Source organism: Colwellia sp. BRX10-9 (assembly GCF_014077405.1).
GTDB lineage: Bacteria > Pseudomonadota > Gammaproteobacteria > Enterobacterales > Alteromonadaceae > Colwellia_A.
Genome location: NZ_JACGVV010000028.1, coordinates 37,752 through 54,423, shown reverse-complemented (window position 1 = coordinate 54,423; position 16,672 = coordinate 37,752). Strand labels below are relative to the sequence as shown.

Here is a 16,672-nt window from a genome sequence, read left to right as displayed (position 1 = left end):
AAATCGAGCTTTCATGTGTTACACGCATAATGTCTGAGATTGATCTCTTCAGATCACTTTTACTACAAAGACGACATATCTTAATTTTAATAAGTAGTCCGCTTAGCCACCACAGCGGTCGTTCACGTGATTGTAATGGCATGACTTCAAAGTGCCAACAGTGCTCAAATACTTACTAGTCTTGTTGCTTATAAAATGAAAGCATATCTTGCCTTAGTTTTGCTGCATCAATACTTTTTTCTTTAAAAATCTCATCTAGTTTTATTTGAGCTTCTGCGTCAAAATAATCGTATGAAGCAACAATAAAATATCTACCCCCTAACTTAAAAGCATCTTCTACAGGAATAGAAGTTTCAATTTTAGTAATTAATGATAAGTATGCACCAATAGAATATGCAACCAATTGTTTAGCTTCTTTAACTAATACACCAGATAAAGATTTATCAACATTTAATCTCCATCCATTGTTCGTATTATCAAATGTCAGTGTATTCCCTTCAGCATCCTTTAATGTGAATTGCTCGTTACTTTTTGACTTTAAGGTATAATCACTCAAATCAATGGGAGAGGTGCTGAACTTAAAAGCATCATTAAATTCAAGGAAAGCTTCTTCACCATACGTAGAAGTATATAAAGTTGAGAACTCATTATTAAGTGCCATTAATTTTAAAGTGTCTGCTAATAACAGTTTCGTTTCTGCGGCACCTTTAAGCAAGCTTGTACATGTTAAATGTACCTTTTCTAAGCAAACGGTTTTGAACTGATTGAGGACTTTATGATAATCGGTACTTGCTTGTATGTAAGTTGAAATAGTAATCAGTAAAGCAATGATAACTCGAATCATATAAGTTCCTTTTTATTAACTTTCTTCAATCAGTATTGAGTTGGGGTTATCGCTCTATGCTGACATTAAGCTTTTCAAGTGGTTACGTCAACTATGAGCATTTCAGAAGACATATATTTCAACTAATCAATAATTCATCTCATGATTGGCAACTCGGCCACCACAGCGGTCATAGAGATTTTAAATCAAGGTTACAACTCCTCTACCAATATAGTCTTTCAATTAGATAATAAATAACTTAGATTATTAAAGATAAAAATAATGGATCTCAATAATGAAAAGTTCATGGATAATATTGTTTGGCCTTTTACTAGTAATGCCGAATTATGCAGTATCAAACACTCTTGATAAAATACTTCAGCCTCAAACTTACGTTTGCCCTCCATGCCCTCATGTGAAAAGCCTTTTTAAAACAGAAGTCTTCGAACATAAAGGCATATGTAGTGTTTGCGGTATGCATTTGGTTGAAGACACTCAATCAAAAATTACAAATGATATTGATATCCATAATGGGTCAGGTAATTTCGTCATTGAAGGAAGCAATCATGCTGAAAACAGACCTATACCTGTTTTCTACTATAAGCCTAAGAGTTTTAAAAAGGATTCTCGTGTTTTAATAGTCATACCAGGAGCAGGTCGGAACGCATGGGATTATCGAGTTGCTTGGATTAAATCTGCTGAAAAACACGGTGTTTTGATTCTTTCACCTCACTATTCTGAGAACCATTACCCAAGGTTTTGGAATTATAATATTGGACGAATGATTTCAGATGTAGCAATAAATAAGTCAAAGTCGGCAATTGAAAGCTTTAAGATGAACAAAAATCAACAAGACTGGATATTCAGTGATTTTGATAGAATGTTTTCCAATGTAGTTATAAAGCTAAATATGAAAGCTAAATCTTATGACTTATTTGGTCACTCTGCTGGAGGTCAAATTTTACATCGCCTCGCATTGTTCAATCCCAATAACAAAGCTAATAGGATATTAGCTTCGAACTCTGGTTGGTACACAGTACCTTCTTTTGAAAAAGATTTTCCTTATGGTTTAAGGAAATCATCACTAACAACCAATGAGTTAGAACAGGCATTCAATCAAAAACTCGTTTTGTTTATTGGAGAGCAAGATAATGGAAATGAAATGAGAGGCCATCTTGTAAGGAATGAAGAATTAGACCAGCAAGGAACTCACAGATTAAGCAGAGCCAAGCACTTTTATACTATGGCAAAGCAAATAGCAAAAGAAAGAAAGTTCGATTTCGACTGGAAATTTAAGGTTGTCGCTAATACAGGCCATGATTATAAAGCCATGAGCAAAGCGGCTTCTAATTACTTATATGAAGATGACATTTAGCTTATTGGATTTAATCATTTAGGCTGTGCGATAAGGGCCGATTTTACCCTTTATTACCATTGGCCGGAAACATTACTAACGGCAGTTCATGACAAAAAACAACCAAAAAATGCTTCTACGATTTTACTTTGTTGATGACACCTTTAGGCTAATAGTTACGTTCAATAATCGAATATGAATGGCAGCAATGAGCTTAAAGCGGACTTAGAAATTAATGAATGACTAACTATAATGTACATAAAATGATTATTAGTATTGCTGGCTGAAGATCAGAGGTTTTCACTAAAATGCAATTTCTAAAAAACAAGATAATCTGTTTATCACCTATTAAAAGTCAACTGTCGTATATGATGCCAATATCAAACATTATACTACGTCTGTGGAGCTTCACTCGGTATCGACATACACGAAAGTAATGATGCCATTGAATGGTCTTGCTGCTATAGGCATCGTCACACCTTATGATGATATACAAGGATGTACTTATGATGTTTCGCAAAAATAATCACCGTTCATCCTGAACATAAAAAAGCCCATGTTTAAATGGGCTTATGATATAACGTTACTCTCTGTGCTTTTACATGCTAGTTTTTAAACACAAATCCTATTTAGGGTCGTAGCAACATCAACAGATACCTTTTGCTGTTGCTCTGCATGCTGGGCAACAGAACTTAAGCCATTAGTGATATCTCGACTCAAAGAGGCAACTTCAGCCATATTGGTATTAACCGCTGCAGTTGATTGCTGTTGCTGTTCAGTGCCACTAGCAATTTGAGAGGTTAAGGCATTAACCTCTTTAAAGACTCGACCTATTTGCTCTAACGCTTCAACCACTTCGGCTGAATGCGTTAAACTGTCTTGCGTCAATGCTTGACCACGCGAAATCGCCGTTACAGCATTAGTTGATTTCTCTTGCAGACCTTCAACCATTGAATGAATTTCAACCGTTGCTTCTTGTGTTCTATGCGCAAGAGCTCTTACTTCATCGGCAACAACTGCGAAACCGCGACCTTGCTCACCTGCTCGCGCTGCTTCTATCGCTGCATTTAATGCGAGTAAGTTTGTTTGGTCGGCAATGCCACGAATAACATCCAGAACAGAACCGATATTTGAACACTCTGTTTGCAGTAGCGCTAAGTCTGTCGCCATTTCGGTAACTTCTTTAGAAAAAGCTTCAATGGTTTGCTGACTGGTATTTGAAGAAGTTGTACCTTGCGATAAAATGTCAATAACTTGATTAGTCGTCTCACTTACCTGTGAAGCACTCTCTGAAAGTATACTAGACGTTGACGCAACTTCATCAATAGAGTGAGCCATAAGTTCTATTTGACGGGCAGAATCATCAACGGCTCTCACTGAATCAGTCATTTGTGTGGCCAGTAAAAATGACCCCTCTTTTAACGATTCAGACTCGGTTCGCAATTCAGCAAGCACATCGGATAAATCTCCAATAAATGCACTAAGCTCATTGGTGACTTGAGCGAGTTCATCATTACCTTCATCAACTAATGGGCCAGGAGGCGCCTGCTTGGTACTCACCACAAGCGTTAAGTAATGAAGTAACTTTGTTAATCGAGACGACAGCTGACTTTGAGTAAATATATAACCTGATATTAATTGAGCAATCACTAATAGAGACAATATACCGATAACAGACGACTTACTTAACTCATCTGTAAATAGCAAAATAAATAATACAGCTAATAATCCAAAAACAGCAGTCGGTATAAGTAATTTCACGCTTAAGCGAGTAAACATAGAGTATCCATGATGTTAGTTTAAAAAAAATAGCTGAGATTAAAGCTACTTGTCTTTATTTCCTTATAAATTACCTATTATTTAGCAGTTTTGCTAATAATATTTACTAATTTATACCATTCGACAAAAATCAGCTGTTATTTTAACTATACCAAGTAACAATTGATTGTCGAACATTCAACGTTAACCGCCAGCACTTATAATATAATGATAAGTGCTGGCGGATAAATAAAAAGAGAAAGACAATAAATAGTTTAGCTAAAATCAAAGCCAAACTTTATTTTTATTGGGACATAAACCATTTAATTTTCCCTTTATAACGACATGATTAAAAGTCTTAGCTATTTGCTTTGCTTAAATTCACCTAAATCGCCCTTTTTTAGCTAATAGATAAGTTGATTTCTTCTTAGTCAGTACACCAAACTCAGCTACTTTGATTGTTTTTCTTTTTAGTACAACTGCTTTAGTTTTTGTATTGCTAAAATTGTCGCTCACATAAGGTTGAGATGACTCTGCCTAGTTAAGTTTTCATAATATCGGCAGTTATGGCTAAGTGCCCAACTAAATGGATATACATCATAAATAATTGATATCACATTTATCTTTCACTTTTTGGTGTATTCTCATAAAATCAATGAATAGATTATTTAACAAGGCATTCCGTGACTTCAATTCAACATTTGTTCGACAATAATCAGCAGTGGGCTGAAAAGATAAAAAAAGCAGACCCCGATTTTTTTAAACGCTTGTCAGAACAACAAAAACCGGAATATTTATGGATAGGTTGCTCTGACTCAAGAGTACCAGCCAATGAATTGCTCGGTATGTCTCCAGGCGAAGTGTTTGTTCATCGTAATATTGCTAATCAAGTTATCCATACCGATTTAAATTGCCTTTCTGTTATTCAATTTGCTGTAGAAAACCTAAAAGTTAAACATATAATAGTATGTGGTCACTATGGCTGTGGCGGTATTACAGCATCAATTGATAATAAGCGTCATGGGCTAATCGATAATTGGTTAGGGCATATTAAAGATGTTTATCGTTTTCACAAAGAGCGCCTTGATGCCGTTGAAGACCAGCAAACAAAGGTCAACTTACTTTGTGAACTCAATGTGATTGAGCAGGTAGCCAATGTTTGTCATACCACCACATTAGTCAGTGCCTGGAATGCCAATCAAGATGTCACCGTACACGGCTTTGTCTATAATATACACGACGGTATTTTGAAGAACTTAAACGTTTCTTCTAATGGTAAATAACCAATGACCTTAATAATGCCTGACTCACCTAACAGTAAACAACCTTTTGCTTGTGGCGAAGTCGCTTTAGTTGGCGCGGGTCCTGGCGATCCTGATTTATTAACCATACAAGCTTTTCGTTTTATTAAACAAGCTGAAGTCGCCATTTATGACCGATTAGTAAGTGCTGAAATATTAGCGTTATTACCTGAAAATTGTCAGCGAATTTATGTCGGTAAAAAACAAGCAGAACACAGAGTACCCCAAGATCAAATTAATCAGTTATTAGTTGATTATGCTAAACAAAACAAAAAAGTTTTACGCTTAAAAGGCGGCGATCCTTTTGTTTTTGGTCGAGGAGGTGAAGAAGCACAATATACCTTAAAAAATGGCATCGCTTGTCATATTGTACCAGGAATGACCGCGGCCTCTGCTTGCACTAGCTATGTAGGTATCCCTTTAACGCATAGACAAGTCGCACAAAGTTGCACATTTATTACTGGTAACGTCCAAGACAATGGTGAATTATCACTGCCATGGCACACGCTTAACGATAATAAACAAACCGTTGTCTTTTATATGGGGATCAAAAGCTTACCCATTATCAGTGAGCAACTAATCAAGGCGGGTCGTAAAGCTTCAACACCCGCAGCATTGATTTATAAAGGAACAAATCCAGAACAACAAGTTTACCGTGGTACGTTAGCGGGATTGAACCACTTAGTTGAATTACATGATATAAAACCACCAACATTAGTCATTATTGGTGATGTTATTAACACCTTTGATGAGAAGCGCTTGATGAATTTAGGTTATTTATCACCAGAATAATACTAAACACCCAAAAAATCTTTTAAGAAAATCAAGCTCCGCACTGCGCCAATATTAATCATATTGTTCGGTTTATATTAATAATTATAATAACAATTACCCACTCTTTTGATAATAAAAATAATAGGAATAGCGATTATGCAGGGCACCGAGAATATCCCAGGAACGGTTAACTTTTCAAACACAGGTTTAACGAGTAACGATTTACCAAGATTAGACTCTCTAAAATTTGAAATGTTATCGCCGCTTTATGCAAAAAGTAACCGCTATATCACCTTATTTCTCACCCTGTTTATTATAAGTATTTTATTTATCGTTCAGCTACAACACTTTATTACCTTAACTACTGCAGTAAGTAACTTTGTAAGTTATGTTATTTGGGTAGTAGCTCTAGTTGGCTTTATGAGTACCCTTTACACTATAGTTGCTGATAAAAGAAAGTTTTACGCACTTCGCCAACAAGATCTTAGTTATCAAAGTGGCGTTATTTTTCTCAAAACTGTTAGCCAACCCATGCTACGTATTCAACATGTAGAGCTAAAGCGTGGTCCTATTGATCGAAAAATAGGTTTGGCTAAACTGCAAGTTTTCAGCGCTGGTGGTGCACTGCACACTTTTGAAATCCCAGGTTTACCGTTAGAGAAAGCAGAGAGCATTCGCCAATTTATTCTTGATCACAAAGATGTTAACCATCATGGATAAATCAACACCGACGCTAGAGAGCGACGGAGAAGTAACAATTCCCCCTCTTGGCTCGAAACAAAACACCAAAGACTGGCAGCGTATATCACCTATCGCTATTATTTATTTTTTAGCAAAATTTGTGATGGGATTTTTAAGTAATATCGTCGTTTTTTTACCCGCATTATATTTAGGTTACGATAATTTTATTGCACATCCCCATTTGTGGCTACCAATAGGTTTATCCATACTCGCCATTATTATGATCTCGACCTTTTTAAGTTTCTACTTCTTTCAGTATCGATTATATCAGGATCATATTGAAATACGCTCTGGCGTAATTTCAAAGAAATACGTTAATTTACCCTTTGCTAAAATTCAAAACGTAAAACTAGAGCAGCCGTTGTATTATCGACTATTCGGTTTTACCTGCCTCCAGCTTGATACTGCAGGCTCCGCTATGCAAGAAGCTAAAGTCGTCGCTTTAAAAGTAGACTTTGCCGAACAACTTAAAGTAGAAATTTTAGCTCAGCATAAAATAGCAAGTTCAACAGTCGCCGATGCCGAGACCGAAACAGTTAATGACTTAGCATCAAAGGATCAAAACAACGAAACTATTTTAAACACACGCAGTATTACAGACCTTATTATTCATGGCTTAACTAACAACAGAATCTGGATTTTCCTCGGTGGCTTAGCACCATTTTTTGATGATTTTGGTCGCTATATTGTTGAATTTTTTAATGGCTTAGGTATCGACCTTGAAAAATTCTTAACGTTTGCTGATAAACCCATGTGGCAAGTTGGTTTATACGCACTGACCTTAACTTTTATTATTTTATTACCTTTTACCTTATTTTCTATCGCCGGTTCTATTATTACTTTTTACCAGTTCACCTTAAGTAAAGTCGACGATCGTTATATTCGCCGTAGTGGTCTGTTAACCAAGTATGAAGTGATCATGCGGTTATCCCGCCTGCAAATGGTAGTTCGTCAACAAGATTGGCTTGATGTGATACTCAAACGAATTAACCTTAAATTTGAGCAAAGCAATAGTGCTTTAAATCAGTATCAAGCGAGTGCAGAAAATAATCGTATTATTGTTCCATCAATTAATCCTAGCGAATGTTTGGCGTTGGTTAACAACGTATACCCAACTAATAAAATGATGACTGTTGATTATCAAAGCATTAGTAAACGCTTTCTTTTGCGTAATCTTGGCTATATTCTCACCCCGATATTTATTTCACTGTTAGTCTTTTTCATCACTGTTGATAAAACTAATTTATTAATGGCTATAATTCCGGGTTATTTATTTGTTGGTTTGTTAATTTTTATGCGTTGGTTTCGTTGGGGCTATGCTAAAGATGAAGATTTTATTTATATCCGTAAAGGTTATTTTGGCGTCGACTATTACTGTTTTCCTATTTTTAAAACTCAACAAGTTCAGTTTAAACAAAGTTGGTTTCAAAAGCGCCACCAACTCAGTTCAGTAAGCATAGTATTAGCGGCAGGCGCTCAAGATATTCCTTTTATCAAACAGGAGTTTGCCTACCAATTACTTGATAATGCACTTTACCAAGTAGAAAGCAGCCGCAAATCTTGGATGTAACTAAGAGATGAACAGCACTAAAATATTCATTATCGGCTTACCTCGCACCGGCACCACCAGTATTTGTGCCGCTATGCTTGAACTCGGCTATACCGTCGCACACACAGCTTATACGCAAAAAACTTTTGATCATGCACAAGTGATCGCCGATACGCCCATTTTTGCTGATTTTAAACGTCTAGATACATTTTACCCTAACAGTAAATTTATCTATTTGTCCCGTGAGTCACAAAAATGGTTACCGTCGATTAAGCAATTACTTCAACGAATGTATATCAATGTCACCCGAGATGATGGTGGTTTTAATACGATCATTAAACGCTGTTACCAGAGTACATTTTCACCTTTTACGTCAGATAATATTGAAGATGATAATTTTTTATCATTATGCTACCAGCGGCATAAGAGTGAGGTTGGGCAATATTTTATTGCTCGCCCACAAGACTTACTCACTATAGATGTTAGCGAGTCAGACAGTTATCAGAAATTACTCAACTTTTTATCTTTAGCGCAAGGAAATGAGTCGGCAAGCTTTGAGCGGCTCAATACGGGTGGCAAAGTGACCGCCTGGAAAGATTTAATCAATAAAAATAAAATAGCGTCGACCAAGAATGGTCGAATAAGTTTACTAACTTATTTAGATGTATCAGGCGAATAACAACAGCACGTTGAGCTCTATAATAAAGTCAACATACTGCTTTTTCTAACGTTACAAAGCTTCAATTTCAGCGAGTGCTTGACTAAACTCGGCTAAATCTAACTCAACATATGTATTATCATCTGTATCACTAGTTTCTTCTTGCCAGTTAATACCAACAATAACGCCGTCTTCACTAAGGTCTTCTAACCAAAATTCCAACCAGTCACTTAAAGTTATTTTAGTCGGTACATATTCCTGCCATTCATCAACACAATGCTTCTGAGCGAGTTCTTGGCTTGACCATAATGGCATAACTTCAGTGTTTTCAAAATTAATAGAGTCAAGTACCACCCAATCTTCTGCTGACTTTTCTTGCAGTGCCCAGAACGATTGATTGTTTTTAACGTCGACTAAAAAGGTGCTTAAGATTGTTGAATTCATGATTATTGGTATCAATTAATTAATGAGCAGTCTTTAATTATCTCACACCATCTCATTTGCTAATATAACAATTTATTGTAAAAGTATAAAAAATAAGCAAGTATGAATGAATATGGAACAATAATAATAAAAATACTATATGACTGAAGAAGTTAGATTGAAGACATTAAGCATTGATGAATTAGAAATTGGTATGTTCGTTACCACAGTAATGCTTAAACACAGCAAAACAAAAGTAAAAAACCAAGGCAGAGTTAACTCTCAAAGCACAATAATGTCTTTAAAAAAACAAGGCGTTACTCAAGTTATTATCAAACTTGAGTCTGATAAGGAACAAAATAAAAATTTAACAGCTAAAGAAGAGAAATTATCAACTGCAGAGTCAGTGACTTTACCTTGCTCATTAAATGAAGAATTTTCACGTTCGTGTGAAATCTATGATGATAGTAATAAAAAAATTCAGGATTTATTCAACCAAGCAAAAAGTCAAAAAAATCTATCACCACAGGCAATCAGTTTGCTCGCGTCAGAGATAACCAATTCGGTTATTCGTAATCAATATGCCATAACTATTTTAACGCGTATTCGCCATCACTCTACCTATCAATGGGAGCATGCCACTAACTGCGCCATCTTAGTCTGTGGCTTTGCACTTTTCCTTGGCTTAAATAAAGAAACCGCTGAAAAAATGGCATTAGGCGCTTTATTACATGATATTGGTGTTGCAAAAATACCCAAAGGGATCATTGAAAAACCAGATAAACTAACAATTAATGAAATGGATATTGTTAAAAAACACCTTGCATGGGGACATCAGCTTTGTAAAAAAGATGGCTTTAATGATCCTATTATTATGGATATGTTGATTAATCACCATGAACGATTAGATGGTTCTGGCTACCCTAGGGGTTTAAAAAAAGAAAAACTTTCTAAACTTGCTCGTATTACTGCAATTATTGATGTTTATGACGCTGTAACAGGTGATAAAGCTTATAAAAAAGGTCAACAACCCATTAACGCGTTACGTTATTTATTAGCAGAAAAAGGCAAGTTTGATCAGCAACTTGTTCAACAGTTTATTAAATATTTAGGTGTCCATCCGGTGGGCTCACTGGTTAAACTATCAAATGATAAAATAGCCATTGTAGTTGAAGGCAACAGAGCTGACCCGCTAAAACCTAAAGTAAAAATTTTTTATAGCTTAAAACTCCAAAATTATATTAATTCAAAAGATTGCGACCTTTCACTTGTCGCTATGACCATCGTTGGCTCGGCCCGAGCTGAAGACTATAATATTAACATTGCTAAAGTGATACACGACATTGCCAATAAAGCCTAACGTACCTTAAATGTCCTTTTTTAGGCAAAAAAAAGCCGCGTAAGTTACGCGGCATAAAAACATTTGTAAGGGAATAACAAAAGTTTGGTAAGAGCATCGCCCTTAAGAACTAGAGTAATTATACTAATAAACTATTTAATGTAAATACCATACACTAATAAAATTGAAAATTAGCACAATTTTATTTCAAATATCATCTTAATAGTTATTAATAAGCCCTTTTAAACGGTGCTAATCAGTTAATCTTCTTGATAAGACAATAAAAAGCCGAGTAAGAATACTCGGCTTTTAGTTAACAACTTTTATTATCTGATTGATACGTTAAGGCGTCATCTCTTCTTGATCTGCGCCTTCTTTATCAATCACTTCTGGTATCAAGTCTTCTTTAGAAATACCAAAAGCGAGTGCAACTGAGCTTGCTACATAAATAGATGAATAAGTACCAACAAAGACCCCAAACAATAACGCGGTTGCGAAACCATGAATAAGCTCACCACCTCTAAAAAACAGTGCAGCTAATACTAATAACGTGGTTATTGACGTTATAAAAGTACGACTTAAGGTTTGTGTTAACGAAATATTGATAATATCTGCTGGCCCGCCTTCACGTAATTTACGAAAGTTTTCACGAATACGGTCAGATACAACAATCGTATCATTGAGTGAGTAACCTATAACCGCCAATATCGCTGCAAGCACCGTCAGGTCAAACTCAAGTTTTAATACCGAGAACAAGCCCAGTGTTAACAATACATCATGAAATAAAGCAAACACCGAACCTAAAGCGAAACGCCATTCAAAGCGGAATGCTACGTAAACGAGAATACAAATTAGCGCAGTTAACATCGCTAATCCGCCCTGCTCTGCTAATTCATCGCCGACGCTGCCACCCACAAATTCAATACGGCGCATTTCCATGGTTTGCCCTGTGCCTTCTTGTAAGGCACTAAGTACTTCATTACCGAGCATTTCAACGTTTAAACCTTCGCGCTCTGCTAAACGAATAACCACATCACGGCTAGTACCATATAACTGCACAACCGCATCTGGATAGCCATTACTGTCCATTACCGCACGAATTTTGTTTAAATCAGCCGCTTTTTCAAAACCCACCTCAATTAATGTTCCACCCGTAAAATCTAGGCCAAAGTTTAATTTATTGGTCATTAAAGAAAATACAGAAGCAAGCATCAATAAAACACTAAACATCAATGCTCCCTTGCGGTAACTCATAAAGGCGACAGTTTCTTTTAATTGTAAAATTTGCATAAATATCTACGCCCTATATTGAAAGTTTGTCGAGACGTTTTCCGCCCCAAACAGCATTAACTACGGTTCGTGTACCAACAACCGCTGTAAACATTGAGGTAAGAATACCGATAGATAACGTTATCGCAAAACCCTTAATCGGACCTGTACCAACAGCATACAAAATAAGTGCCGCAATAAGCGTGGTAATATTGGCATCAATAATGGTTGAAAATGCTGCCTCATATCCTTGGTGAATAGATTGTTGAATCGACTTACCTTCACGTATTTCTTCTCGTATACGTTCGAATATAAGTACGTTGGCATCTACTGCCATACCAACTGTTAGTACAATACCTGCCATACCGGGTAACGTTAACGTAGCCCCAGGAATTAACGACATCACCCCAACAATTAAGATTAAGTTAGCACCAAGCGCTAGATTTGCTACCACACCAAAAGCACGGTAATAAATAATCATAAAAATAAACACTAAGCCAAAGCCCATTAAAATAGCTTCAAAACCAAGCCTAACATTTTCAGCACCTAATGTAGGTCCAACCGTTCGCTCTTCAACAATTTGAATAGGTGCGACAAGCGCTCCAGCACGTAATAATAATGCTAAATTATGTGCTTCACTTTGGCTACCCGCACCAGTAATGCGGAAGGTTTTACCTAAACGTGCTTGAATGGTTGCTACTGAGATAACTTCTTCTATTTTTTCAAAAATAGTATTCCCTTCAGCATCTTTACGGTCAGTGGGTTTATATTCAATAAATACGGTCGCCATTGGCTTACCGATATTACTTTTAGTCCCATTGGACATTTTTCCACCGCCGGCAGAATCAAGCGAAATATTTACTTGTGGACGGCTATATTCGTCAAAGCTTGAGCCTGCATCAACAATATGATCACCGGTTAGCATCACACGTTTTTTCAATAAAACAGGTTTGCCGTCACGTTCATATAATAACTTAGAGCTCGCTGGCACTCGGCCATTGAGTGCAGCACTTAAATCGCCGTCGGTATCAACGAGTCTAAATTCGATAGTTGCCGTTGCATTTAAAATTTCTTTTGCTTTAGCTGTATCTTGCACGCCGGGTAATTCAATGATGATGTGTTTTTTGCCTTGGCGTTGCACAAGCGGCTCAGAGACACCCAATTCATTAACACGATTACGAATAATGGTAATGTTTTGTTGCAAGGCATATTCGCGAACTTCTTTAATTTTTTCATCGGTCATTTTTGCAGACAAAGTTAAATTATCCGCATTTTCTGACATTAAAAAGTCACGGTAGCGTTTTTTCAAAAAGTCATGTGCTGTAGTTAAGTCTTCCGCATTACGAAACTGAACATTGATGGAGTCGTTCGATTTTTTGACACTGCGGTAACGAATTTTTTCGCCACGTAAATCAGTACGAAAGTCATCAACTAAGGCGTCTTGCGCTTTAACTATCGCTTCACTCATGTTCACTTCCATTAGAAAGCTAACACCACCACTTAAATCTAAACCTAACTTCATCGGTGTACCACCAACACTTGCTAACCATGCAGGTGTTGCCGGCGTAAGATTTAACGCCACCGAAAATTTATCGCCTAAACTTTCCTCAAGCAAATCACGGGCACGAAGTTGTTGCTCGGTATCACTAAAACGGACAAGTAATTGGCCATTTTCAAGCACAATACTTGAGAATGAAATATTATCTGCAGTCAAATCGCTCTTTACGCTATCAAGCGTTGCAGCATTGGCTTCAACGCCACGTAAACCTGAAACCTGCACGGCAGGGTCTTCAGGGTATAAATTAGGTAAAGCATATAAAGCACCAAAAGCGACTATAAATAGCACCATCAGTGTTTTCCATAAGGGGTATTTGTTTAGCACAAGTTCATCCTTTTTATTAACGTTCTTTTAAATCATTGCAGGTTAGTCATAATGCTAAACTTGTTTAGCAAGAAGCTAAGCAAATAACTAACCCACTACGAATTACAATGACTTCATTGTGCCTTTAGGTAATACCGCATTGATTGCTGCTTTTTGAAGAACAACTTCAGTACCTTCAGCAACACTTACTACGATATAATCTTTTTCGTCTGAAACTTTCACAATTTTACCGACGATGCCGCCTTGTGTTAAAACTTCATCGCCTTTTGATAATGCTGACATTAGGCCTTTATGCTCTTTTACACGCTTAGCTTGTGGGCGGTAAATCATAAAGTAAAAAACTAAACCAAAAACGGCTAGCATGATCAACATTGATGTGCCATCGGCACCTGCTGGTGCGCCGGTTGCTGCGTGTGCTTCACTGATAAATAAACTCATAATTTCCTCTGATTTTTATTGTTAATAAATGGATAATTCTTTTAATTTGTGTAAATAGCTATTTTAGTTCTGGAACGGGTAATCCGCGTAACGCATAAAACTCGCTCACGAAGTCGTCTAACTTACCTTGCTCTATAGCCGCACGCAATCCTTTCATAACACGTTGATAAAAATGTAAGTTATGTAAGGTATTTAATTGTGAGCCTAGAATTTCATTACACTTATCTAAATGATGCAAATAAGCGCGTGAATAATTTTTACAGGTATAACAGTCACATTCGCTGTCTAATGGCCCTGTATCTGTTTTGTGGCTGGCATTACGGATTTTAATAACGCCGTTAGTCACAAATAGATGACCATTTCGGGCATTACGTGTTGGCATAACACAATCAAACATATCAATACCACGACGCACACCTTCAACCAAGTCCTCAGGCTTTCCAACACCCATAAGATATCGGGGTTTATTCTCAGGGATCAAGGGGGTGGTGTGATCAAGAATGCGGATCATATCTTCTTTGGGTTCACCTACTGATAAACCACCGATCGCATAACCATCAAACTCGATGTCTTTTAAACCTTTAACAGAAACTTCACGTAAGTCTTCATACATGCCGCCTTGTACAATACCAAACAAAGCTGATTGATTATCGCCATGAGCAACTTTAGAACGCTGTGCCCAGCGTAGTGATAATTCCATCGAACTTTTTGATTCTTCATGTGATGCAGGATATGGCGTACACTCATCAAAAATCATCACAACATCGGCATCTAAACTGCGCTGAACTTCCATTGAACGTTCAGGGGTTAGCATTATTTTATCACCGTTAATAGGAGAACTAAACTTAACCCCTTCTTCGGTAATCTTACGCATTTTACCTAAACTGAACACCTGAAAACCACCAGAGTCAGTAAGAATTGGTTTTTGCCAATTAATAAAATTATGTAAACCGCCAAACTGTTCAACAATTTCAGTACCAGGACGTAGCATAAGATGAAAAGTGTTGCCTAGAATAATTTCAGCGCCTGTTGCCTCAACATCTTCCATTTTCATGCCTTTAACCGTGCCATAAGTCCCTACTGGCATAAACGCTGGCGTTTCTACTGTACCGCGATCAAACGTTAAACGGCCTCGACGTGCTTTACCGTCAGTATTGATTAATTGATACTTCATCTTGCTTTTTACTGGTTTAGTCACTGGTGCTACTGTTTTATCTGTCATATAGACTTTCTCCAAACCCTCTAGCGAAACAGGCTAGCGGTTGTTTATTATAAATTATTAAACGCTTTGTATGTCATCTTAAATATTGTAATCTTTTTTCGTTAAAAACATCGCATCGCCATAACTGAAAAAACGATATTTTTCATGCACTGCATGTTGATATGCAGACATCATGTGTTCGTAACCCGAGAAGGCGCTAACGAGCATTAACAGTGTTGACTCTGATAAATGAAAATTAGTGATTAAGGCATCAATCACTTGAAATTCATATCCTGGGGTAATAAAGATATCAGTGTCACCATAAAAAGCGCTAAGCGGTAAAGCTTTATCTTTAGCCACCTTAGCGGCACTTTCTATAGAACGTACCGATGTTGTACCAACTGCGATAACGCGACCGCCATTCGCTTTTGTAAGGGCTATCTGTTGAACAACTTCGTCAGATACTTCAACATACTCAGCATGCATAATATGGTCGGCTATTTCATCGACTTTTACTGGCTGAAAAGTACCCGCGCCAACGTGTAAGGTAATAAAAGCGAGATCGACACCCTTAGCTTTTATTTTTTCTAATAAATTTTCATCAAAATGTAAACCTGCGGTAGGTGCAGCAACCGCACCAGGTTTTTCATTATAAACAGTTTGATATCTTTCACGATCGCTGTCTTCATCAGGACGGTCTATGTACGGAGGTAATGGCATATGGCCAATTTCTTCAAGCACAGATAAAACTGATTGTTCACCCTGTATTTCTAATTCAAATAGAGCACCATGGCGACCAAGCATAGTCGCAGAGACTTTGCCTTCTAGAATAAGTTTGTTACCCACTTTTGGTGACTTACTGGCACGAATATGAGCAAGAAAACGTTTTTCGTCGAGGATCCTTTCAACCAAAACTTCAATTTTCCCACCACTTTCTTTTTGTCCAAACATACGTGCGGGTATTACGCGGGTATTATTGAAGATAAGTAGATCACCAGCATTAAGTTGTTCAATAATGTCGGTAAATCCAAGATCAAGGATTTCACCACTATTACCGTTAACAGACATTAAACGACTTGAGGTACGATCCGCTTTCGGATATCGGGCAATAAGTTCTTCGGGTAAATCAAAAGAAAAGTCAGCTACGCGCATGTAAATACCA

Annotated in this window: 15 protein-coding genes; 7 read left to right on the top strand and 8 right to left on the bottom strand. The window is 37.0% G+C overall.

The annotated features are described in order from the left end of the window. Positions 1-175: 175 nt before the first annotated feature. On the bottom strand, positions 176-844 hold the full coding sequence (locus tag H4J69_RS15075; RefSeq protein WP_182244921.1) for a hypothetical protein: 669 nt from the start codon (positions 842-844) through the stop codon (positions 176-178). Positions 845-1,118: 274 nt separating this feature from the next. Here H4J69_RS15075 and H4J69_RS15070 point away from each other — a divergent pair, with 274 nt between their 5' ends. Beyond that, complete coding sequence (locus H4J69_RS15070) at positions 1,119-2,198, top strand: hypothetical protein (protein ID WP_259364943.1); 1,080 nt, start codon at positions 1,119-1,121, stop codon at positions 2,196-2,198. 591 nt (positions 2,199-2,789) lie between these two features. Here H4J69_RS15070 and H4J69_RS15065 read toward each other — a convergent pair. Further along, a complete protein-coding gene (locus H4J69_RS15065; RefSeq protein WP_182218333.1) occupies positions 2,790-3,956 on the bottom strand; it encodes a methyl-accepting chemotaxis protein in 1,167 nt (388 codons plus the stop codon). Between the two features lie 662 nt (positions 3,957-4,618). Here H4J69_RS15065 and can point away from each other — a divergent pair. The 5 genes from can (at position 4,619) to H4J69_RS15040 (ending at position 8,979) form a co-directional block, all read left to right on the top strand. Then, entirely contained in the window at positions 4,619-5,218 is a 600-nt protein-coding gene (can, locus tag H4J69_RS15060) for a carbonate dehydratase (RefSeq protein WP_070376043.1), read from the top strand. 3 nt (positions 5,219-5,221) lie between these two features. Then, positions 5,222-6,028 carry a uroporphyrinogen-III C-methyltransferase gene (gene cobA / locus H4J69_RS15055; protein WP_182218332.1) on the top strand — a complete coding sequence of 269 codons (807 nt, stop codon included), beginning with the start codon at positions 5,222-5,224 and terminating at the stop codon, positions 6,026-6,028. Positions 6,029-6,166: 138 nt separating this feature from the next. Further along, entirely contained in the window at positions 6,167-6,730 is a 564-nt protein-coding gene (locus tag H4J69_RS15050) for a PH domain-containing protein (RefSeq protein WP_182244920.1), read from the top strand. Next, positions 6,723-8,321, top strand: a complete 1,599-nt coding sequence (locus tag H4J69_RS15045; protein WP_259367762.1) for a PH domain-containing protein — start codon at positions 6,723-6,725, stop codon at positions 8,319-8,321. The genes H4J69_RS15050 and H4J69_RS15045 overlap by 8 nt, the downstream gene beginning before the upstream one ends. A 7-nt stretch (positions 8,322-8,328) precedes the next feature. Further along, on the top strand, positions 8,329-8,979 hold the full coding sequence (locus H4J69_RS15040) for a sulfotransferase (RefSeq protein ID WP_182218318.1): 651 nt from the start codon (positions 8,329-8,331) through the stop codon (positions 8,977-8,979). Between the two features lie 51 nt (positions 8,980-9,030). Here H4J69_RS15040 and H4J69_RS15035 read toward each other — a convergent pair whose 3' ends face one another. Beyond that, positions 9,031-9,402: a DUF2750 domain-containing protein gene (locus tag H4J69_RS15035; RefSeq protein ID WP_070376038.1), complete on the bottom strand. Its 372-nt coding sequence runs from the start codon at positions 9,400-9,402 to the stop codon at positions 9,031-9,033. Between the two features lie 139 nt (positions 9,403-9,541). Here H4J69_RS15035 and H4J69_RS15030 point away from each other — a divergent pair, with 139 nt between their 5' ends. Further along, complete coding sequence (locus tag H4J69_RS15030; protein ID WP_182244918.1) at positions 9,542-10,741, top strand: HD-GYP domain-containing protein; 1,200 nt, start codon at positions 9,542-9,544, stop codon at positions 10,739-10,741. A 321-nt stretch (positions 10,742-11,062) separates the two neighbouring features. Here the strand turns inward: H4J69_RS15030 and secF are convergent, their stop codons facing one another. The 5 genes from secF to queA all read right to left on the bottom strand — a co-directional run bounded on the left by secF (position 11,063) and on the right by queA (position 16,662). Further along, the gene (secF, locus tag H4J69_RS15025; RefSeq protein ID WP_070376037.1) at positions 11,063-12,010 is read right to left on the bottom strand and encodes a protein translocase subunit SecF; all 948 of its coding nucleotides are present in this window, start codon (positions 12,008-12,010) and stop codon (positions 11,063-11,065) included. A 13-nt stretch (positions 12,011-12,023) separates the two neighbouring features. Then, positions 12,024-13,871: a protein translocase subunit SecD gene (gene secD / locus H4J69_RS15020; RefSeq protein WP_182218315.1), complete on the bottom strand. Its 1,848-nt coding sequence runs from the start codon at positions 13,869-13,871 to the stop codon at positions 12,024-12,026. A gap of 102 nt (positions 13,872-13,973) precedes the next feature. Next, positions 13,974-14,309 carry a preprotein translocase subunit YajC gene (yajC, locus tag H4J69_RS15015; RefSeq protein ID WP_182171028.1) on the bottom strand — a complete coding sequence of 112 codons (336 nt, stop codon included), beginning with the start codon at positions 14,307-14,309 and terminating at the stop codon, positions 13,974-13,976. Positions 14,310-14,367: 58 nt separating this feature from the next. Then, positions 14,368-15,483, bottom strand: coding sequence for a tRNA guanosine(34) transglycosylase Tgt (tgt, locus tag H4J69_RS15010; RefSeq protein ID WP_182171367.1), 1,116 nt, complete (start codon positions 15,481-15,483; stop codon positions 14,368-14,370). Between the two features lie 126 nt (positions 15,484-15,609). Next, positions 15,610-16,662, bottom strand: a complete 1,053-nt coding sequence (queA, locus tag H4J69_RS15005; protein ID WP_182218313.1) for a tRNA preQ1(34) S-adenosylmethionine ribosyltransferase-isomerase QueA — start codon at positions 16,660-16,662, stop codon at positions 15,610-15,612. Positions 16,663-16,672: the final 10 nt, after the last annotated feature.